Origin of the sequence: Streptomyces sp. NBC_01390 (assembly GCF_045040105.1) — a bacterium.
Classification (GTDB): Bacteria; Actinomycetota; Actinomycetes; order Streptomycetales; family Streptomycetaceae; genus Streptomyces.
Window position 1 is genome coordinate 8,525,542 of record NZ_CP109551.1, and the last position, 20,129, is coordinate 8,545,670.

Below are 20,129 nucleotides of genomic sequence, written 5' to 3' on the forward strand. Positions count from 1 at the left end.
ACAGCAAAACCGGTCGCCGTGCCAGACAGGCCGACGTCCGCTCCAGGGAAGGACCCTTCGTGAGCGACACCACCGATCTGATGGGCGCACGTGTCGAGGAGACCGCTGCGGCGCCCTCCACGGACGCCTCCGCGCCTGCCACGGGTGCCGGCTCCCGGCGGCGCCGCGGTACCGGCCTCGACGGCATGGTGCTGGCCGAACTGCAGCAGGTCGCATCCGGCCTCGGGATCAAGGGCACCGCGCGGATGCGCAAGAGCCAGCTGATCGAGGTCATCAAGGAGGCGCAGGCCGGGGGCGGGACCCCCAAGGCCGCAGCCGCCCCCGCCGGGGACGCCGCCGAGACCAAGCCCCGGCGTCGCGCCACCTCCAAGGCCCGCACGGGTGAGGACGCCGCGCCCGCCGCCGAGAAGAAGGCGGCCGTACAGGTCGTCGAGGCGCCCGCCGAGAAGGCCGTGGCCCAGCAGCAGATCGAGATCCCCGGCCAGCCCGCGGGGGGCCCCTCCCGCGACGGGGGCGAGGACGCCCCGGCCGAGCGCCGCCGGCGCCGTGCCACCGCCGAGGCAGGCAGCCCCGAGACGGTTGTCGCCGAGGCGCAGAGCGAGTCGAAGGCCGAGACTCCGGCCGCGCAGGCCGACACCGGGGACGGCGACGGCCGCCAGGGCCGCCGTGACCGCCGGGACCGTAGCGACCGCGGTGACCGCGGCCGGGACCGCGACCGCCGTGGCGCCAAGGGCGACGAGCAGCAGGCCGGTACCCAGCAGCGCGCCGCCCAGCAGGGCCAGCAGCAGGCCGGCGGCCGTCAGGACCGCCAGGAGCGGCAGGACCGCCAGCAGCGCGACCAGCGTGACAGCGGGCCCCGCGACAACGGCCCGCGGGACAACGGGCCGCAGGATGACGACGACTTCGATGGAGGACGCCGTGGCCGTCGCGGGCGCTACCGCGACCGCCGTGGCCGTCGTGGGCGCGAGGAGTTCGGCCCGAACGAGCCGCAGGTCGCCGACGACGACGTCCTGATCCCCGTCGCGGGCATCCTGGACATCCTCGACAACTACGCCTTCATCCGTACGTCGGGCTACCTGCCGGGTCCCAACGACGTGTACGTCTCCCTCGCCCAGGTCCGCAAGAACGGCCTGCGCAAGGGCGACCACGTCACCGGTGCCGTGCGTCAGCCCAAGGACGGCGAGCGCCGCGAGAAGTTCAACGCGCTGGTCCGTCTCGACTCGGCCAACGGTATGGCGGCCGAATCCGGGCGCGGGCGGCCGGAGTTCAACAAGCTGACTCCGCTCTACCCCCAGGACCGCCTTCGTCTGGAGACCGACCCGGGCATCCTCACCACCCGCATCATCGACCTCGTCGCGCCGATCGGTAAGGGCCAGCGCGGTCTGATCGTGGCCCCGCCGAAGACCGGCAAGACCATGATCATGCAGGCGATCGCCAACGCGATCACCACCAACAACCCCGAGTGCCACCTGATGGTCGTCCTGGTCGACGAGCGTCCGGAAGAGGTCACCGACATGCAGCGGTCGGTGAAGGGCGAGGTCATCTCCTCGACCTTCGACCGTCCGGCCGAGGACCACACCACGGTCGCCGAGCTGGCCATCGAGCGCGCCAAGCGCCTGGTGGAACTGGGCCACGACGTCGTCGTACTGCTCGACTCGATCACGCGTCTGGGCCGTGCGTACAACCTCGCCGCCCCGGCCTCCGGCCGCATCCTGTCCGGTGGTGTCGACTCGACCGCCCTGTACCCGCCGAAGCGCTTCTTCGGTGCGGCCCGCAACATCGAGGACGGCGGCTCGCTGACCATCCTCGCCACCGCGCTGGTGGACACCGGGTCCCGCATGGACGAGGTCATCTTCGAGGAGTTCAAGGGCACCGGCAACGCCGAGCTCAAGCTCGACCGGAAGCTCGCCGACAAGCGCATCTTCCCGGCGGTGGACGTCGACGCGTCCGGTACCCGTAAGGAAGAGATCCTGCTCGGCAGCGATGAGCTCGCCGTCACCTGGAAGCTGCGCCGGGTGCTGCACGCGCTCGACCAGCAGCAGGCGATCGAGCTGCTCCTCGACAAAATGAAGCAGACGAAGTCGAATGCCGAGTTCCTGCTCCAGATCCAGAAGACGACGCCGGGCAATGGCAACGGCAACGACTGACGGTCGATAGGCAGTTCAACCGGTTCAAGCGGTTCGAACAGTTCCAGCGGTTCATAAAGGGCCACCCCCTGTTCAGGGGGTGGCCCTTTATGGTGTATGAGACAGGTGTACGATCGCGCTCTTCGGGCCGATTCTCGTGGTGTGCCCGAACTAACGATCCCTAGGGGGGACTTGAGTGGGTATATCCCTGTCCGGTGAGGGCCGCCACAGACGACGTGTGCGGATCGCCGTTCCCGTGGTCGCCGTCAGCCTCGCCGCCGCCGTCACCGGCGCGCTGATGATGTCGTCCGCGAACGCCGCCACGGCCCTGCCGCGGCCCACCGCGGACCTCAGTCGCAGCACGCCCAGCAGCACCGAGCTGGAGAAGCGCGTCGCGGACGCGGCCACCAGCGACGACACCCTGGCTTCCAAGAAGACGGCGTTCACCGCCGGCACCGTCGCCGGCACCAAGGACGCGAAGATCATCGGTGGTTCGACGACCACCATCTCGTCGGCGCCGTACATGGCCCAGCTCTGGTACTCCGACGACAAGGGCACGTCCGCGACCGGCGACGACGTCGACTTCTTCTGCGGCGGCGCCGTCATCGCGCCGACGAAGATCCTCACCGCCGCGCACTGCGTCAAGGGCTTCAACTGGAAGGCCAACGGCGCCGTCGTCACCGGTACCACGACGCTGCCGGACGCCGACGGGAACACCGACGGCACGGTCTCGGGCGTCTGGCGCCAGTGGAACAACCCGTCGTACAGCTCGGTGACGTTCGACAACGACATCGCCGTCCTGACGCTCGCGTATCCCGTGACGGCCGCGCCGATCCGGATGACGACCGCCGGTGACACCGTCTCGTACAAGGCGCTCACCAACGCCAAGGTCTACGGCTGGGGGCGCACCAGCTCCACCACCCAGGACATCTCCGAGACCCTGAAGACGGCCACGCTGCCGATCCAGTCCGACGCAACCTGCACGGGCGCGTACGGCAGTGACTTCGTCAAGGGGCACATGGTCTGCGCGGGCCAGCCCGCCACCGGCAGCGACACCGGTACCACCACGACCTGCAACGGCGACTCCGGCGGGCCCCTCGTGGTCGCGGGCAAGGTCGTCGGCGTCGTCTCGTGGGGTGTGACTGACTGCGTGGAGAAGGGCGCGTACAGCGTCTTCTCGAAGGTCACCTCGTACGTCGGTGCCGCGTACCCGCGGGTCGAGGACGCGAACCTCAGCGGTGACCAGATGGCCGACCTGTGGCTGCGCCGCGCTTCCACGAAGGTCGCCTACGAGAAGGACTCCAAGGGCACCAGCTTCGGTGCGAGCGTGCCCTGGGGCAACTGGGACGGCGTCAACGTCGTCCTGCAGACCGACCTGAACCGGGACGACTACCAGGACCTGGTGATCCGCGACAGCGCCTCCGGCGCGGTCTACTGGATGCACTACGTGCCCACGCCCGACGGCAGCGGCGGCGCCTGGGACACGAAGCAGATCTTCGCCAACTGGAAGAGCCGCACCCGGATCATCACCCCCGGCGACGTCACCGGCGACTACAAGCCCGACGTCCTCTCGGTCGACTCCGCGGGCGTCCTGTGGATCTACCCGGGCAACGGCAACGGCACCTTCGGGGCGCCGTCGAAGATCTCCAGCGGCTGGAACCAGTACAGCTCGATCGTCGGCCACGGCGACTTCACCGGCGACGGCAAGGCCGACCTGCTGGCCCGCACCAAGACCGGCGGCGTCGGCTACCTCCTCAAGGGCAACGGCAAGGACGGCTCCCAGGCCTTCGTGCCCCGGGTCAAGGTGCGCACCTGGGGCGGCTTCAACACCCTGGTCACCCCCGGTGACGTGACCGGCGACGGAAAGGCCGACTTCCTGGCCCGTACGCCCGCCGGGACGATGTACCTCTACCCGGGCACCGGCAAGGGTACGAGCGAGATCTTCGGCACACCGAAGTCCGTCGGAACCGACTACAAGCAGTGGGACATCATCAGCTGAAACCGCAGGTGAAAGGGGTGTTCTGAGCGATTCGCGAGGAAGATCCCGCCCGCCCGGTCACGCACTGTGCCCTTCGCGCCACGCGAAGGGCACAGCGCGTTGTGCAACCCTTTTTCCGTAATGACCGTCTGACCGACCGAGTTACGACGGAAATGGGACTGGCCCTGAAAGCAGGGGGTAACCGACCGGACGAGACCGAGGGAAGCGCATGTCCGCCGAGAGCAATCCGCTTGATCCACTGAAACCGGTGAAGCCGGTCAAGAGGGGCAGCCGCCGCAGGCCCCGCGGCAAGCACTCCCGCGCGCTACTGATCACCGTCTGGGTCGCCGCGGCCATCGTCGTGCTCGGCGGCACCGGCCTCGGCTACGTGTACTTCAAGCTCAACGGCAACATCAAGAGCGTCGACATCAACCAGGCCCTCGGCACCGACCGCCCCAACGATGTCGACAACGGCTCCGAGGACATCCTGGTCCTGGGCTCCGACACCCGCTCCGGCGCCAACAAGAAGCTCGGCGGCGGTACGGACGACGGCAGCGCCCGCTCGGACACCGCGATGATGGTCCACGTCTACGAGGGTCACAAGAAGGCCAGTGTGGTCTCCATACCCCGGGACACCCTCGTCGACCGCCCCGAGTGCACGGACGCCAAGGGCGTCACGCACGACGCGGTCTCCGGCGTGATGTTCAACTCCGCGTACTCCACGGGGGGCGCCGCCTGCGCGGTGAAGACCGTCGAGTCGCTCTCCGGGATCCGTATGGACCACTACATCGAGGTCGACTTCACCGGCTTCCAGAAGCTCGTCGACGAGCTCGGCGGGGTCGAGGTGACCACGACGAAGGCCATCAAGGACTCCGACAGCCACCTGAACCTGAAGGCCGGCACGCACAGGCTCAACGGCCGACAGGCGCTCGGCCTGGTCCGTACCCGCCACGGCGTCGGCGACGGCTCGGACCTGGGCCGCATCCAGCTCCAGCAGGCGTTCATCAAGGCCCTGGTCGACCAGATCAAGGACGTCGGCGTCCTGACGAACCCCAAGAAGCTCTTCGACCTCGCGGACACCGCCACCAAGGCCGTCACGGCCGACTCCGACCTGGGCTCCGTACGCACCCTGACCTCGTTCGCGGCGGGCCTCAAGAGCATCAGCTCCGCCCATATGACCATGATCACCATGCCGGTCGAGTACGACCCGGCCGACCCCAACAGGGTCATCGTGGACGACACCAAGGCCCAGCTGGTCTGGAAGGCCCTCAAGGCGGACCGCCCCATCCCGGCAGCGGCCACCAAGGGCACGGCAAAGGGCGACGCGGCGGGAGTCGTGACCGGCTCTTCCTGAAAAGAGGCGGCGTAGCCGCCCTTTTCAGGGGCGCGGGGAACTGCGCGACAAGCCACAACGCACCCGCAGACGCCCGCGAACGACCCACCACCACCCCCTTCCGTGCCCTTGGGGAATATCCAACCCCCGCCCCCGGTTTTGGGGGATGCGCCCAGTCCTGGCAGACTGGTACGTCGGCCCCGGTTCACGCACCCGCATCCCGCGGAGGCGACCCGGAGCCCTCCCGAAACTAGGAGAACCCCTTGAAGCGCGAAGTCCACCCCGAGTACGTCGAGACGCAGGTCAGCTGCACCTGTGGCGCGTCGTTCACCACCCGCAGCACGATCACGAGCGGCAACATCCGCGCCGAGGTCTGCTCCGAGTGCCACCCGTTCTACACGGGCAAGCAGAAGATCCTCGACACCGGTGGCCGTGTGGCCCGCTTCGAGGCCCGCTTCGGCAAGGCCGCTGCCGGCTCCAAGAAGTAGCGAGGCACCAGCGCCGGTCCACGTTCGCCCTCCGGGGCGTACCTGGACCGGCGTTTTTGGTCGCCCGACTTCCCCCACGTACGACACGTACAGACGCTTTCAGGAGCCCCCATGTTCGAGGCCGTCGAGGAGCTGCTCACCGAGCACGCCGACCTGGAGAAGAAGCTCGCCGACCCGTCGGTCCACGCCGACCAGGCCAACGCGCGCAAGCTCAACAAGCGCTACGCCGAGCTGACCCCGATCGTCGGGACGTACCGCTCCTGGAAGCAGACCGGGGACGACATCGGGACGGCGAAGGAGTTCGCCCTCGACGACCCCGACTTCGCCGCCGAGGTCAAGGAACTGGAGAAGCAGCGCGAGGAGCTCACCGAGAAGCTGCGCCTGCTGCTCGTTCCGCGTGACCCCAACGACGACAAGGACGTCATCCTGGAGGTCAAGGCCGGCGCCGGCGGCGACGAGTCCGCCCTGTTCGCCGGGGACCTCCTGCGCATGTACCTCCGCTACGCCGAGCGCGTCGGCTGGAAGACCGAGATCATCGACGCCACCGAGTCCGAGCTGGGCGGCTACAAGGACGTCCAGGTCGCTGTGAAGACCAAGGGCGGCAACGGCGCCACCGAGCCCGGCCAGGGCGTCTGGGCCCGTCTGAAGTACGAGGGCGGGGTGCACCGCGTGCAGCGCGTGCCCGCGACCGAGTCCCAGGGCCGTATCCACACCTCCGCGGCCGGTGTCCTGGTCACCCCCGAGGCCGAGGAGGTCGACGTGGAGATCAACCCGAACGACCTCCGTATCGACGTGTACCGCTCCTCGGGGCCCGGCGGCCAGTCCGTCAACACGACCGACTCGGCGGTGCGCATCACGCACGTCCCCACCGGAGTCGTCGCCTCCTGCCAGAACGAGAAGAGCCAGCTGCAGAACAAGGAGCAGGCGATGCGTATCCTGCGCTCCAGGCTCCTCGCGGCAGCCGTGGAGGAAGCGGAGAAGGAGGCCGCCGACGCCCGCCGCAGCCAGGTCCGCACCGTCGACCGCTCCGAGAAGATCCGTACGTACAACTTCCCGGAGAATCGCCTCTCGGACCACCGCGTCGGCTTCAAGGCCTACAACCTCGACCAGGTGCTGGACGGCGACCTCGACGCCGTCATCCAGGCCTGTGTCGACGCGGACTCCGCAGCGAAGCTCGCGGCGGCGTAACCCCCGTACGAGCCCAGTCGAGCCCCGTACGAGTGACGAGTACCGGAGGACCAGCGTGCAGCAGAACATTGGGGGACGGCCCCCGAGCCCCCGCAGCTTGCTGCTCGCGGAGGTGGCCCAGGCCACCCAGCGGCTCGCCGACGCCGGCGTGCCCTCGCCGCGCAACGACGCGGAGGAACTCGCCGCGTTCGTGCACGGCGTGAAGCGGGGCACCCTGCACACCGTCAAGGACATCGACTTCGACGCCCGCTACTGGGAGGTCATCGCCCGCCGTGAGGCCCGCGAGCCGCTCCAGCACATCACCGGGCGGGCCTTCTTCCGCTACCTGGAACTCCAGGTCGGGCCGGGCGTGTTCGTCCCCCGTCCCGAGACCGAGTCGGTCGTCGGCTGGGCCATAGACGCCGTCCGCGCGATGGACGTCGTCGAGCCGCTGATCGTCGACCTGTGCACCGGCTCCGGCGCCATCGCGCTGGCTCTCGCCCAGGAGGTCCCGCGCTCGCGCGTGCACGCCGTGGAGCTGTCCGAGGACGCCCTGGCGTGGACCCGCAAGAACATGGAGGGGTCCAGGGTCGACCTGCGGCAGGGCAACGCCCTGGACGCCTTCCAGGACCTCGACGGCCAGGTCGACCTGGTCATCTCCAACCCGCCGTACATCCCGCTCACGGAGTGGGAGTACGTCGCCCCCGAGGCCCGGGACCACGATCCTGAACTCGCCCTGTTCTCGGGCGAGGACGGTCTCGATCTCATCCGGGGCCTGGAACGCACCGCCCACCGTCTGCTGCGCCCCGGCGGCGTCGTCGTCGTCGAGCACGCGGACACCCAGGGCGGCCAGGTGCCGTGGATCTTCACCGAGGAACGCGGCTGGGCCGACGCGGCCGACCACCCGGACCTCAACAACCGCCCGCGCTTCGCGACCGCCCGCAGGGCCACGCCGTGAGCATCACCCAGACTTTCTCCCCCCAGCAGTACGTGTACGAGGAGGCCCGCTAAATGGCTCGGCGATACGACACCAACGACGCGACCGACCGCACGACCGGTCTGCGCGAGGCCGCGTCCGCTGTCCGCCGCGGCGAGCTGGTGGTCCTCCCGACCGACACGGTCTACGGCATCGGTGCCGACGCGTTCTCCGCCGAGGCCGTCAACGACCTGCTGGAGGCCAAGGGCCGCGGCCGTGGCATGCCCACGCCCGTCCTGATCGGTTCCCCGAACACCCTGCACGGCCTCGTCACGGACTTCTCCGAGATGGCCTGGGAACTCGTCGACGCCTTCTGGCCGGGCGCCCTCACCCTCGTCGCCAAGCACCAGCCGTCCCTCCAGTGGGACCTGGGCGACACCCGCGGCACGGTCGCCGTACGCATGCCGCTGCACCCGGTGGCCATCGAGCTGCTGACGGAGGTCGGCCCCATGGCGGTCTCCTCCGCCAACCTGACCGGCCACCCGTCCCCCGAGGACTGTGACGCCGCCCAGGAGATGCTCGGCGACTCCGTCTCCGTCTACCTCGACGGCGGTCCCACGCCCGGAATCGTCCCCTCGTCGATCGTCGACGTCACGGGAAAGGTGCCGGTCCTGCTCCGTGCGGGCGCGCTGTCGGCCGAGGAGCTGCGCAAGGTGGTCCCCGACCTCGAGGTGGCGAATTGACAGCCCCTGACGCGGGGCGTGGCATAGGCACGCGTCAGGGGGTCACGGGGGCTCAGCAGTGGAACGGGGCCTCGCGGGACGCCTTCCGCATCCTCCATGTCAGCACCGGCAACGTATGCCGCTCACCGATCACCGAGCGGCTGACCCGTCATGCCCTGGCGGACCGGCTCGGCGACCCGCTGTGGGGCGGCCTGATCGTGGAGAGCGCCGGTACGTGGGGCCACGAGGGCGCGCCCATGGAGGCCAACGCGGAGGCGGTCCTCGCGGAGTTCGGCGCGGACCCCTCCGGGTTCACCGGGCGCGAGCTGCTCGACGAGCACGTGATCCGGGCCGACCTGGTGCTGACGGCCACGCGGGACCACCGCGCGCAGGTCATCTCGATGGGGCACTCGGCGGGCCTGCGCACCTTCACGCTGAAGGAGTTCACCCGGCTGGTGAAGGCGATAGACCCGGCGACGCTGCCCCCGCTGGACGACGGCATGATCGAGCGGGCCCGTGCGCTGGTCCGCGCGGCGGCGGCTCTACGCGGGTGGCTTCTCGCGCCCACGGCGGAGGCGGACGAGGTGTACGACCCGTACGGGGCGCCCCTGACGTTCTTCCGGTCGATCGGGGACGAGATACAGCAGGCGTTGGATCCGGTGGTGACGGCGTTGACCGGGGTACGTGCGAAGGCGTGAGCGGCCGTGGTCCTGCCTCTTGGGGTCGTCGTGCGGCTGCGGGTCCGTCGTGGCTGGTCGCGCAGTTCCCCGCGTCCCTTCAGGGCGCTGGCGCGCCCCCCTCGTGGCCCGTCGCGCAGTTCCCCGCGCCCCTTCAGGGCGCTGCGGCCTACATTGGACGTACGTCACTGTCGACGTCCGGAGTTCACCATGTCGGTCACGCGTGCCCCTGAAGGCGATCTCGCCGTTGATGTGCTGCGCCGGCAGGACCCGGAGCTCGCCGAGGTGCTGCTCGGGGAGGCCGAGCGGCAGGCGACGACGCTGCAGCTGACCGCCGCCGAGAACTTCACGTCGCCCGCCGTACTGGCCGCGCTCGGCTCGTCGCTCGCCAACAAGTACGCCGAGGGGTATCCGGGCGCCCGGCACCACGGTGGCTGCGAGATCGTCGACGTCGCCGAGCGCGTCGCCGTGCGGCGGGCCATGGCCCTGTTCGGCGCCGAACACGCCAACGTCCAGTCCCACTCCGGGTCTTCGGCTGTTCTGGCCGCCTACGCCGCCCTGCTGCGCCCCGGCGACACCGTCCTCGCCCTAGGCCTGCCCCACGGCGGCCACCTCACGCACGGGTCGCCCGCCAACTTCTCCGGGCGCTGGTTCGACTTCGTCCCCTACGGGGTGGACGCGGAGAGCGGCCTCATCGACTACGAGCAGGTGCGCGCCCTCGCCCGTACGCATCGCCCCAAGGCCATCGTCTGCGGGTCCATCTCCTACCCCCGGCACATCGACTACGCCGCCTTCCGCGAGATCGCCGACGAGACGGGCGCCTACCTCATCGCGGACGCCGCCCATCCCATCGGGCTCGTCGCCGGGGGAGCGGCGCCCAGTCCGGTGCCGTACGCCGATGTCGTCTGCGCCACCACCCACAAGGTGCTGCGCGGGCCGCGCGGCGGGATGCTGCTGTGCGGCGCGGAGCTGGCAGAACGGGTCGACCGGGCGGTTTTCCCGTTCACCCAGGGGGGCGCCCAGATGCACACGATCGCCGCCAAGGCGGTCGCCTTCGGCGAGGCGGCGACCCCGGCCTTCACGGCGTACGCCCATCAGGTGGTCGCCAACGCGCGGGTGCTGGCGGCGGGGCTGGCCGCCGAGGGGCTGGTCGTCACCACGGGCGGCACCGACACGCATCTCATCACGGTCGATCCGGCACCCCTGGGCGTGGACGGACATGCCGCGCGGGGGCTGCTTTCCGCCGCCGGAGTGGTGCTGGACTGCTGTGCGCTGCCCCATGGAGAGGCACGCGGGCTGCGGCTCGGGACGGCGGCGCTGACCACACAGGGGATGGGGGAGGCCGAGATGGCACGGATCGCCGTACTGTTCGCGGGCGTGCTCCGTGGGGCTGCCGGGAGCGGTGGGGCGCGTGAAGAAGTGCGGGAGCTGACCGGTAGATTTCCGCCGTATCCCGGCCGGTGAGGGGTAGTCGTCAACTCGTGCACAGCCGCACGTGCAACCATCGTCGCTACCCGGAAGTCCCCATCCTTATGCGTCCCTCGCTAGGGTGTGGGGCCTGGATGACCAGCGAGACCTGTGGGGAAGCCCGTGCGTGAATACCTGCTGACGCTCTGCATCACGGCCGCGGTGACGTATCTGCTGACAGGGCCGGTACGGAAGTTCGCGATCGTGGCCGGAGCGATGCCGGAGATCAGGGCCCGTGACGTGCACCGGGAACCCACTCCGCGGCTCGGCGGGATCGCGATGTTCTTCGGGCTGTGCGCCGGACTGCTGGTCGCCGACCACCTCACCAACCTGCACGAGGTGTTCAGCAAGTCGAACGAGCCGAGGGCGCTGCTCTCCGGCGCCGCCCTGATCTGGCTGATCGGTGTTCTGGACGACAAGTTCGAGATCGACGCCCTGATCAAGCTCGGCGGGCAGATGATCGCCGCCGGCGTCATGGTCATGCAGGGTCTGACGATCCTTTGGCTGCCGATCCCGTCCGTGGGCAACGTCGCGCTGACCCAGTGGCAGGGCACCCTGCTGACGGTCGCGCTGGTCGTGATCACCATCAACGCGGTGAACTTCGTCGACGGCCTGGACGGCCTCGCGGCCGGCATGGTGTGCATCGCGTCGGCGGCGTTCTTCCTCTACGCCTACCGGATCTGGGTCTCGTACGGCATCGAGGCCGCCGCCCCGGCCACCCTGTTCGCCGTGATCCTGATGGGCATGTGCCTCGGTTTCCTGCCGCACAACATGCACCCCGCGCGGATCTTCATGGGTGACTCCGGGTCGATGCTCATCGGGCTGGTGCTGGCCGCCGGCGCGATCTCCATCACCGGGCAGATGGACCCGGACGCGATGAACCTGTTCTCCGGGTCCGAGCGCAACACCGTGCACCAGATGGTGCCGGTCTACATCCCGCTGCTGATGCCGCTCACCATCATCGCCATCCCGGCCGCCGACCTGGTGCTGGCCATCGTGCGGCGCACCTGGCGCGGACAGTCGCCGTTCGCGGCCGACCGGGGGCATCTGCACCACCGGCTCCTGGAGGTCGGGCACTCGCACAGCAGGGCCGTCCTGATCATGTACTTCTGGTCGGCGCTCATCGGCTTCGGCGCCCTGTCCTACTCGGTCAACAACGCGTCGATGTGGATCGTCCTCAGCGTGGTGGTCCTCAGCGCCATCGGACTCGTCCTCCTGCTGCTGCCGCGCTTCACGCCGCGCACCCCGCGCTGGGCCGAGCGGTTCGTGCCGCCGCGCTACCGGCGCGGCCGGACGGCGGAGGCCGAGGCGACTGCGCCCGGCGCCTCGGTGCCCGCCCTGGCCGCCGAGGTCGGGGAGTCGGCCTCGGAACCGGAACACCGTGCCCCGGTGCGGGCCGGAGTCTCGGGAGTCAACGGCGCGACCGCGATCAGCCCCCGTGCACGGCGTCTGGAGCAGCGCAAGGCGGGATCGTCGCGCTGACCGCAAGGTAAGAATCTGACTAACGCTTTGCTTGAAACAGAGAGAGCAGAGAGGCAGTAAGGGGTGGGTAAAGCCCCCAATACCAGACAAGTCGGCGCCGATTCCGCGCAGACGTGCAGGTTCACTCTCATGTGTGACACCGAGCACACCTTCGAGGTAAAGACCTCATCAAATAGTTTGTGATACGGTTCACGAGAACCCCGGACAGAGCCGAAGGACCGCAATACGACGGTCGGTTGGCGTGAGTTTCACCGCTCGAACCGGGGACTACGCTCGTCCATGACGACACCCCAACGCCCCCTGCGAAAGCGGAGTTGCCGCCATGCCGTCCAATGACGTCCGGACCCTGCTTCAGGCCGCTGTGCCCACAGCCGGCGTCGGCGCTCTCGCCGCCGCCGTCAGTGCTGTGGTCGCTGGTGCCGAAGGGGCGATCGGGGCGATCGTCGCGACGCTGGTCGTGATTCTCTTCATGGGAATCGGGTTTTACGTTCTGCAGCGCACTGCCAAAACGCTTCCGCATCTGTTCCAGGCAATGGGCCTGATGCTGTACGCGGCTCAAATTCTTCTGCTGTTCATCTTTCTCGCGGCGTTCAAGAACACGACGCTGTTCAACCCCAGGGCCTTCGCGCTCACGCTGGTCGCAGGCACGCTCGCCTGGATCGCGGCGCAGGCGCGAGCCCACATGAAGGCGAAGATCCTTTACGTTGAACCCGACTCCATGACGGGGGACAGGCCCGAAAAGACAGGGCACTCGTCGTGAGAGGTAGGGCCGGGATAAGCGAGTGGGAGAGATCCTGCTATCGTCCGGTGCCAACTGCGGCATCGCGGGCGCGGGCATCTGAGCTGACGCCTGCTCAATCGCGAGGCTTGATGCCCCACAGCCGCCCCCACATCCGAAACACCAGTCCAGTGCCGAACCGCGGCTGTGCGCCGCGCCGACACAACGAGGTTGCCGTACCTATGCGCCACGCTGAAGGAGCCCGCGGTGAGTGCTGACCCGACGCAGGTGCTCGCCTTCGAGACCGATTGCCACCTCTTCGACGGTTGTGGCTTCCCGGCTCCGGGCCTGCATTCGTTCATGTTCGAGCCGCTTTGGGGCGACGCCGACGGCAACGGGCTCTACTTCAACAAGCCCATGCTGCTCGCGCTGCTCGGTTCCATCATCGTGGTGGGGTTCTTCTGGGCCGCGTTCCGTAAGCCCAAGATGGTTCCCGGCAAGCTGCAGATGGTCGCCGAGGCCGGTTACGACTTCGTCCGGCGCGGCATCGTCTACGAGACGATCGGCAAGAAGGAGGGCGACAAGTACGTACCGCTTGCCGTCTCGCTCTTCTTCTTCATCTGGATGATGAACATCTGGTCCATCGTCCCCGTCGCCTCGTTCCCGGTGACCTCGATCATCGCGTACCCGGCGGGTCTCGCGGGCATCGTCTACATCACCTGGGTCTCACTGACCTTCAAGCGGCACGGCTTCGTCGGCGCCATGAAGAACTTCACGGGCTACGACAAGACGCTGGGCCCGGTGCTCCCGCTCGCCATGGGTATCGAGTTCGTCTCGAACCTGGTGGTCCGCCCGTTCACGCACGCCGTGCGACTGTTCGCGAACATGTTCGCCGGTCACACCCTGCTGCTGCTCTTCACGATCGCCAGCTGGTACATGCTGAACGGCATCGGCATCGCGTACTCGGGCATCTCGTTCGTGATGGTCATCGTGATGACCGCCTTCGAGCTCTTCATCCAGGCCGTCCAGGCGTACGTCTTCGTCCTGCTGACGTGCACCTTCATCCAGGGCGCGCTCGCCGAGCACCACTGAGCACCGCCCGCTACGCACCCCCAACTCGTCCGGTGGCCAACCCCCACCGGTCCGTAAAGAGAAGGAAGAACTGGCATGTCCCAGACCCTTGCTGCTGTCACTGGTGACCTCGGTTCCGTCGGTTACGGTCTTGCGGCCATCGGTCCCGGCGTCGGCGTCGGCATCATCTTCGGTAACGGCACCCAGGCTCTCGCTCGTCAGCCCGAAGCGGCCGGCCTGATCCGCGCCAACCAGATCCTCGGCTTCGCGTTCTGTGAGGCGCTGGCCCTCATCGGCCTCGTCATGCCGTTCGTCTACTAAGACGAACCACGACGACAGCCCCATTCGACGAAAGGCACTGATGTGAACCACGCACTGGTTCAGCTGGCGGCCGAGGCGGAGAAGGAAAACCCTCTCATTCCGCCGTGGCCGGAGCTTGTCATCGGCCTGATCGCCTTCGTCATCGTCTTCGGCTTCCTCGCCAAGAAGCTCCTCCCGACCATCAACAAGGTTCTGGAAGAGCGGCGCGAGGCCATCGAGGGCGGTATCGAGAAGGCCGAGGCCGCTCAGACCGAGGCCCAGAGTGTCCTCGAGCAGTACAAGGCTCAGCTCGCCGAGGCTCGGCACGAGGCCGCGCGACTGCGCCAGGAGGCGCAGGAGCAGGGCGCCACGCTCATCGCCGAGATGCGCGCGGAAGGCCAGCGGCAGCGCGAGGAGATCGTCGCCGCCGGTCACTCCCAGCTCGACGCCGACCGCAAGGCCGCCTCGTCCGCGCTCCGTCAGGACGTCGGCAAGCTCGCGACCGAGCTGGCCGGCAAGCTCGTCGGCGAGTCCCTTGAGGACCACGCCCGGCAGAGCCGCGTGATCGACCGCTTCCTCGACGGCCTCGACGAGACCGCGGCGAAGGCCGAGGCGACTCGATGACCGTGCACGGAGCCAGTCGCGAGGCTGCCGCCGCCGCACGGGAGCGTCTCGACGCGCTGACGGACTCGACGTCCGCCGACGCGAAGAAGCTGTCCGAGGAGCTGGCTTCGGTCACCGCGCTGCTGCACCGCGAGGTGTCGCTGCGTCGGGTCCTCACCGACCCGGCGCAGTCCGGGGAGGCCAAGGCCGAGCTGGCCCAGCGTCTCCTCGGCGGCCAGGTCGGCGGGCCCACCACCGACCTGGTGTCCGGCATGGTGCGTTCCCGCTGGTCGCGTTCGCGTGACCTGGTGGACGCGCTGGAGGAGCTGGCGGACCTCGCCGACCTCACGGCCGCCCAGCAGGCGGGCGCGCTCGACAACGTCGAGGACGAGCTGTTCCGGTTCGGCCGGATCGTCTCCTCGAACACCGAGCTGCGCGCCGCGCTGACCGACCGTGCCGCGACCACCGGCGCCAAGGGCGAGCTGCTGCGCAGCCTGCTCGAGGGCCGGGCCGCCGCCACGACCGAGCGTCTGGTGACGCGCCTTGTGACCGCGCCGCGGGGACGTAGCCTGGAAGCGGGACTCGAGTCCCTGTCCAAGCTCGCCGCCGAGCGCCGGGACCGCATGGTCGCCGTCGTCACCTCCGCGGTTCCGCTGAGCGACCCGCAGAAGCAGCGCCTCGGCGCCGCCCTCGCGAAGCTCTACGGCCGTCAGATGCACCTGAACCTGGACGTGGACCCCGAGGTCCTCGGCGGGATCCGGGTGCTGGTCGGCGACGAGGTCATCAACGGCAGCATCGCGGACCGCATCGAGGACGCCGGCCGCCGCATGGCGGGCTAGCCAGCCCGCCCGGCAGCCACGCAGAACGCAGCAACTCAATACTCGTAGTACGTACTTGACTACGGCCCTGGTTGGGCCGTGCAGAGGATTCACCTCTTTTTGGGGGGAGTCCCCATCCCCCCAAGTGAAACTTCGGGCCCAACAAGGAGAGCAGGGAACCCAGATGGCGGAGCTCACGATCCGGCCGGAGGAGATCCGGGATGCGCTGGAGACCTTTGTCCAGTCGTACAAGCCGGACGCGGCCTCGCGCGAGGAGGTCGGTACGGTCACCCTTGCCGGCGACGGCATCGCGAAGGTCGAGGGCCTGCCCTCGGCCATGGCCAACGAACTGCTGAAGTTCGAGGACGGCACCCTCGGTCTCGCGCTCAACCTCGAAGAGCGCGAGATCGGTACCGTCATCCTCGGCGAGTTCAGCGGCGTCGAAGAGGGCCAGCCGGTCACCCGTACCGGCGAGGTCCTGTCCGTGGCCGTCGGCGAGGGCTACCTCGGCCGCGTCGTCGACCCGCTCGGCAACCCGATCGACGGCCTCGGCGAGATCGAGACCAGCGGTCGTCGCGCCCTTGAGCTGCAGGCTCCGGGCGTCATGGCGCGCAAGTCGGTGCACGAGCCGATGGAGACGGGCTACAAGGCCGTCGACGCGATGACCCCGATCGGCCGCGGCCAGCGTCAGCTGGTCATCGGCGACCGTCAGACCGGCAAGACCGCGCTGGCCGTCGACACGATCATCAACCAGCGCGACAACTGGCGCACCGGCGACCCGAAGAAGCAGGTTCGCTGCGTCTACGTCGCCATCGGCCAGAAGGGCTCGACCATCGCCTCCGTGCGTGGCGCCCTCGAAGAGGCCGGCGCGCTGGAGTACACGACCATCGTCGCCGCCCCGGCGTCCGACCCGGCCGGCTTCAAGTACCTTGCGCCGTACACCGGTTCGGCCATCGGCCAGCAGTGGATGTACGAGGGCAAGCACGTCCTCATCATCTTCGACGACCTCTCGAAGCAGGCCGACGCCTACCGCGCAGTGTCCCTGCTGCTGCGCCGCCCGCCGGGCCGTGAGGCCTACCCGGGTGACGTCTTCTACCTGCACTCCCGTCTCCTGGAGCGCTGCGCGAAGCTCTCCGACGAGCTGGGCGCGGGCTCGATGACCGGTCTGCCGATCGTCGAGACCAAGGCCAACGACGTCTCGGCGTTCATCCCGACCAACGTCATCTCCATCACCGACGGCCAGTGCTTCCTGGAGTCGGACCTGTTCAACGCCGGTCAGCGCCCCGCGCTGAACGTCGGTATCTCCGTCTCCCGAGTCGGTGGTTCCGCGCAGCACAAGGCCATGCGCCAGGTGTCCGGCCGACTGCGCCTCGACCTCGCCCAGTACCGTGAGCTGGAGGCGTTCGCCGCCTTCGGTTCCGACCTGGACGCCGCGTCGAAGTCGCAGCTGGAGCGGGGTCAGCGACTGGTCGAGCTGCTCAAGCAGGCTCAGTACGAGCCGATGGCCACCGAGGACCAGGTCGTCTCCATCTGGACCGGTACCACCGGCCGTATGGACGAGGTGCCGGTGGGCGACATCCGCCGCTTCGAGAAGGAGCTCCTGGAGTACCTGCACCGCAAGGAGCAGGGCCTCATGACCTCCATCAAGGAGGGAGCGAAGATGTCGGACGACACCATCACCGCCATCGGCGACGCCGTCGCGGAGTTCAAGAAGCAGTTCGAGACCTCGGACGGCAAGCTTCTCGGCGAAGACGCTCCGGCCGCCGCGGCCAAGTGACGACGGAAGGGACCTGACTCATGGGAGCCCAGCTCCGGGTCTACAAGCGTCGCATCAAATCCGTCACCGCGACCAAGAAGATCACCAAGGCGATGGAGATGATCGCCGCCTCGCGTGTCGTCAAGGCGCAGCGCAAGGTGGCGGCCTCCGCGCCGTACGCGACCGAGCTCACCCGCGCGGTCACGGCGGTCGGCACCGGGTCCAACACCAGGCACCCGCTGACCACCGAGGCCGAGACGCCGACCCGTTCCGCGGTCCTGCTCCTTTCGAGCGACCGCGGTCTGGCCGGCGCCTTCAACTCCAACGCGATCAAGGCCGCCGAGCAGCTGACGGCGCGCCTTGAGGCGGAAGGCAAGGAGGTCGACACGTACATCGTCGGCCGCCGCGGTCTGGCCCACTACAACTTCCGCGAGCGCAAGGTCGTGGAGTCGTGGTCGGGCTTCACCGACCAGCCCACGTACGCGGACGCCAAGAAGGTCGCGGCTCCGCTCATCGAGGCCATCGAGAAGGAGACGGCGGACGGCGGCGTGGACGAACTCCACATCGTCTACACCGAGTTCGTCTCGATGATGACGCAGAACGCGGTCGACGGCCGTCTGCTGCCGCTCCGCCTCGACGAGGTGGCCGCGGAGTCGACGGGCAAGGGCGAGATCCTTCCGCTGTACGACTTCGAGCCGTCGGCGGAGGACGTCCTCGACGCCCTGCTGCCGCGGTACGTCGAGAGCCGTATCTACAACGCGATGCTCCAGTCGGCTGCTTCCAAGCACGCCGCCACGCGCCGCGCGATGAAGTCGGCCACCGACAACGCGGGAGACCTCATCACGACGCTCTCCCGACTTGCCAACGCGGCCCGACAGGCCGAAATCACCCAGGAAATCAGCGAGATCGTCGGTGGCACCGCAGCCCTGGCCGACGCGACCGCGGGGAGTGACAGGTAATGACGACGACAGTTGAGACGGCCGTTGCCACGGGCCGCGTCGCCCGGGTAATCGGCCCGGTCGTCGACGTGGAATTCCCCGTCGACGCCATGCCGGAGATCTACAACGCCCTTCACGTCGAGGTGGCCGACCCGGCCCTGGACGGCGCGAAGAAGACGCTGACCCTGGAGGTCGCCCAGCACCTGGGTGACGGCCTGGTCCGCACGATCTCGATGCAGCCCACCGACGGTCTGGTCCGCCAGGCCGCCGTCACCAACACGGGTACGGGCATCACCGTCCCCGTCGGTGACTTCACCAAGGGCAAGGTGTTCAACACCCTCGGTGAGGTACTGAACTCCGACGAGACGTACTCGGGCGAGCGCTGGTCCATCCACCGCAAGGCCCCGCGCTTCGACGAGCTCGAGTCGAAGACCGAGATGTTCGAGACCGGCGTCAAGGTCATCGACCTTCTCACCCCGTACGTCAAGGGTGGAAAGATCGGCCTGTTCGGCGGTGCCGGCGTCGGCAAGACGGTGCTCATCCAGGAGATGATCTACCGCGTCGCCAACAACCACGACGGTGTCTCCGTGTTCGCCGGTGTCGGCGAGCGCACCCGTGAGGGCAACGACCTCATCGAGGAGATGGCCGACTCGGGCGTCATCGACAAGACCGCCCTGGTCTTCGGTCAGATGGACGAGCCCCCGGGCACCCGTCTGCGCGTGGCCCTGGCCGGTCTGACCATGGCGGAGTACTTCCGCGATGTGCAGAAGCAGGACGTGCTGTTCTTCATCGACAACATCTTCCGCTTCACGCAGGCCGGTTCCGAGGTCTCGACCCTGCTCGGCCGTATGCCCTCCGCGGTGGGCTACCAGCCGAACCTGGCCGACGAGATGGGTCTCCTCCAGGAGCGCATCACCTCGACCCGTGGTCACTCGATCACCTCGATGCAGGCGATCTACGTCCCCGCGGACGACCTGACCGACCCGGCCCCGGCCACCACGTTCGCCCACCTCGACGCGACGACGGTTCTCTCCCGTCCGATCTCCGAGAAGGGCATCTACCCGGCCGTGGACCCGCTGGACTCCACGTCCCGCATCCTGGACCCCCGCTACATCGCGGCGGACCACTACAACACCGCGATGCGCGTCAAGACGGTCCTGCAGAAGTACAAGGACCTTCAGGACATCATCGCGATCCTCGGTATCGACGAGCTGGGCGAGGAAGACAAGCTCGTCGTCCACCGCGCCCGTCGCGTGGAGCGCTTCCTGTCCCAGAACACCCACGTCGCCAAGCAGTTCACCGGCGTCGACGGGTCGGACGTGCCGCTGGACGAGTCGATCGTGGCCTTCAACGCGATCATCGACGGCGACTACGACCACTTCCCGGAGCAGGCGTTCTTCCTCTGCGGTGGCATCGAGGACCTCACGGCCAACGCCAAGGAGCTGGGCGTCTCCTGACCCCCGCGCTCTTGGGAGAGGGGCAGGGGAGCACCCTTCACGGGGTGCGTCCTGCCCCTCTCCGCACACCTACTAGAATTGAACCCAACACCCGGTACAACAGCCGGGTGGT

Annotated in this window: 18 protein-coding genes; all 18 read left to right on the forward strand. The window is 68.6% G+C overall.

What is annotated here, in order from left to right; all coding sequences use genetic code 11:
* Nucleotides 1-59 precede the first annotated feature (59 nt).
* The 18 genes from rho (at nucleotide 60) to atpD (ending at nucleotide 20,017) form a co-directional block, all read left to right on the forward strand.
* Nucleotides 60-2,147: a transcription termination factor Rho gene (gene rho / locus OG241_RS38490; RefSeq protein WP_405822181.1), complete on the forward strand. Its 2,088-nt coding sequence runs from the start codon at nucleotides 60-62 to the stop codon at nucleotides 2,145-2,147.
* A gap of 217 nt (nucleotides 2,148-2,364) precedes the next feature.
* Nucleotides 2,365-4,125: a trypsin-like serine protease gene (locus tag OG241_RS38495; protein WP_405822183.1), complete on the forward strand. Its 1,761-nt coding sequence runs from the start codon at nucleotides 2,365-2,367 to the stop codon at nucleotides 4,123-4,125.
* Between the two features lie 208 nt (nucleotides 4,126-4,333).
* Entirely contained in the window at nucleotides 4,334-5,458 is a 1,125-nt protein-coding gene (locus OG241_RS38500; RefSeq protein ID WP_405822185.1) for an LCP family protein, read from the forward strand.
* Nucleotides 5,459-5,700: 242 nt separating this feature from the next.
* Nucleotides 5,701-5,925, forward strand: coding sequence for a 50S ribosomal protein L31 (gene rpmE, locus OG241_RS38505; protein WP_006381676.1), 225 nt, complete (start codon nucleotides 5,701-5,703; stop codon nucleotides 5,923-5,925).
* A 111-nt stretch (nucleotides 5,926-6,036) separates the two neighbouring features.
* Nucleotides 6,037-7,113 carry a peptide chain release factor 1 gene (gene prfA, locus OG241_RS38510; protein ID WP_405822186.1) on the forward strand — a complete coding sequence of 359 codons (1,077 nt, stop codon included), beginning with the start codon at nucleotides 6,037-6,039 and terminating at the stop codon, nucleotides 7,111-7,113.
* A gap of 97 nt (nucleotides 7,114-7,210) precedes the next feature.
* Complete coding sequence (prmC, locus tag OG241_RS38515; RefSeq protein WP_327700331.1) at nucleotides 7,211-8,050, forward strand: peptide chain release factor N(5)-glutamine methyltransferase; 840 nt, start codon at nucleotides 7,211-7,213, stop codon at nucleotides 8,048-8,050.
* Between the two features lie 53 nt (nucleotides 8,051-8,103).
* Nucleotides 8,104-8,751, forward strand: coding sequence for an L-threonylcarbamoyladenylate synthase (locus OG241_RS38520; protein ID WP_319098178.1), 648 nt, complete (start codon nucleotides 8,104-8,106; stop codon nucleotides 8,749-8,751).
* Nucleotides 8,748-9,428: a protein-tyrosine-phosphatase gene (locus OG241_RS38525; RefSeq protein WP_405822187.1), complete on the forward strand. Its 681-nt coding sequence runs from the start codon at nucleotides 8,748-8,750 to the stop codon at nucleotides 9,426-9,428. The genes OG241_RS38520 and OG241_RS38525 overlap by 4 nt, the downstream gene beginning before the upstream one ends.
* Nucleotides 9,429-9,617: 189 nt before the next feature.
* Entirely contained in the window at nucleotides 9,618-10,871 is a 1,254-nt protein-coding gene (gene glyA, locus OG241_RS38530; protein ID WP_405822188.1) for a serine hydroxymethyltransferase, read from the forward strand.
* 126 nt (nucleotides 10,872-10,997) lie between these two features.
* A complete protein-coding gene (locus tag OG241_RS38535; RefSeq protein WP_405822190.1) occupies nucleotides 10,998-12,356 on the forward strand; it encodes an MraY family glycosyltransferase in 1,359 nt (452 codons plus the stop codon).
* Between the two features lie 322 nt (nucleotides 12,357-12,678).
* Entirely contained in the window at nucleotides 12,679-13,116 is a 438-nt protein-coding gene (locus OG241_RS38540) for a hypothetical protein (RefSeq protein ID WP_405822191.1), read from the forward strand.
* A gap of 210 nt (nucleotides 13,117-13,326) precedes the next feature.
* A complete protein-coding gene (gene atpB / locus OG241_RS38545; RefSeq protein ID WP_405826670.1) occupies nucleotides 13,327-14,166 on the forward strand; it encodes a F0F1 ATP synthase subunit A in 840 nt (279 codons plus the stop codon).
* A gap of 75 nt (nucleotides 14,167-14,241) precedes the next feature.
* The gene (atpE, locus tag OG241_RS38550; RefSeq protein WP_018521144.1) at nucleotides 14,242-14,466 is read left to right on the forward strand and encodes an ATP synthase F0 subunit C; all 225 of its coding nucleotides are present in this window, start codon (nucleotides 14,242-14,244) and stop codon (nucleotides 14,464-14,466) included.
* Between the two features lie 42 nt (nucleotides 14,467-14,508).
* Entirely contained in the window at nucleotides 14,509-15,069 is a 561-nt protein-coding gene (locus OG241_RS38555; RefSeq protein ID WP_405822193.1) for a F0F1 ATP synthase subunit B, read from the forward strand.
* A 2-nt stretch (nucleotides 15,070-15,071) separates the two neighbouring features.
* A complete protein-coding gene (locus OG241_RS38560; protein ID WP_405826672.1) occupies nucleotides 15,072-15,887 on the forward strand; it encodes a F0F1 ATP synthase subunit delta in 816 nt (271 codons plus the stop codon).
* Between the two features lie 163 nt (nucleotides 15,888-16,050).
* Nucleotides 16,051-17,643 carry a F0F1 ATP synthase subunit alpha gene (gene atpA, locus OG241_RS38565; RefSeq protein ID WP_405822195.1) on the forward strand — a complete coding sequence of 531 codons (1,593 nt, stop codon included), beginning with the start codon at nucleotides 16,051-16,053 and terminating at the stop codon, nucleotides 17,641-17,643.
* 20 nt (nucleotides 17,644-17,663) lie between these two features.
* The gene (locus tag OG241_RS38570; RefSeq protein WP_330287744.1) at nucleotides 17,664-18,581 is read left to right on the forward strand and encodes a F0F1 ATP synthase subunit gamma; all 918 of its coding nucleotides are present in this window, start codon (nucleotides 17,664-17,666) and stop codon (nucleotides 18,579-18,581) included.
* Nucleotides 18,581-20,017, forward strand: coding sequence for a F0F1 ATP synthase subunit beta (atpD, locus tag OG241_RS38575; protein ID WP_405822197.1), 1,437 nt, complete (start codon nucleotides 18,581-18,583; stop codon nucleotides 20,015-20,017). Before OG241_RS38570 ends, atpD begins: the two co-directional genes overlap by 1 nt.
* The last annotated feature ends 112 nt before the right edge of the window (nucleotides 20,018-20,129 follow it).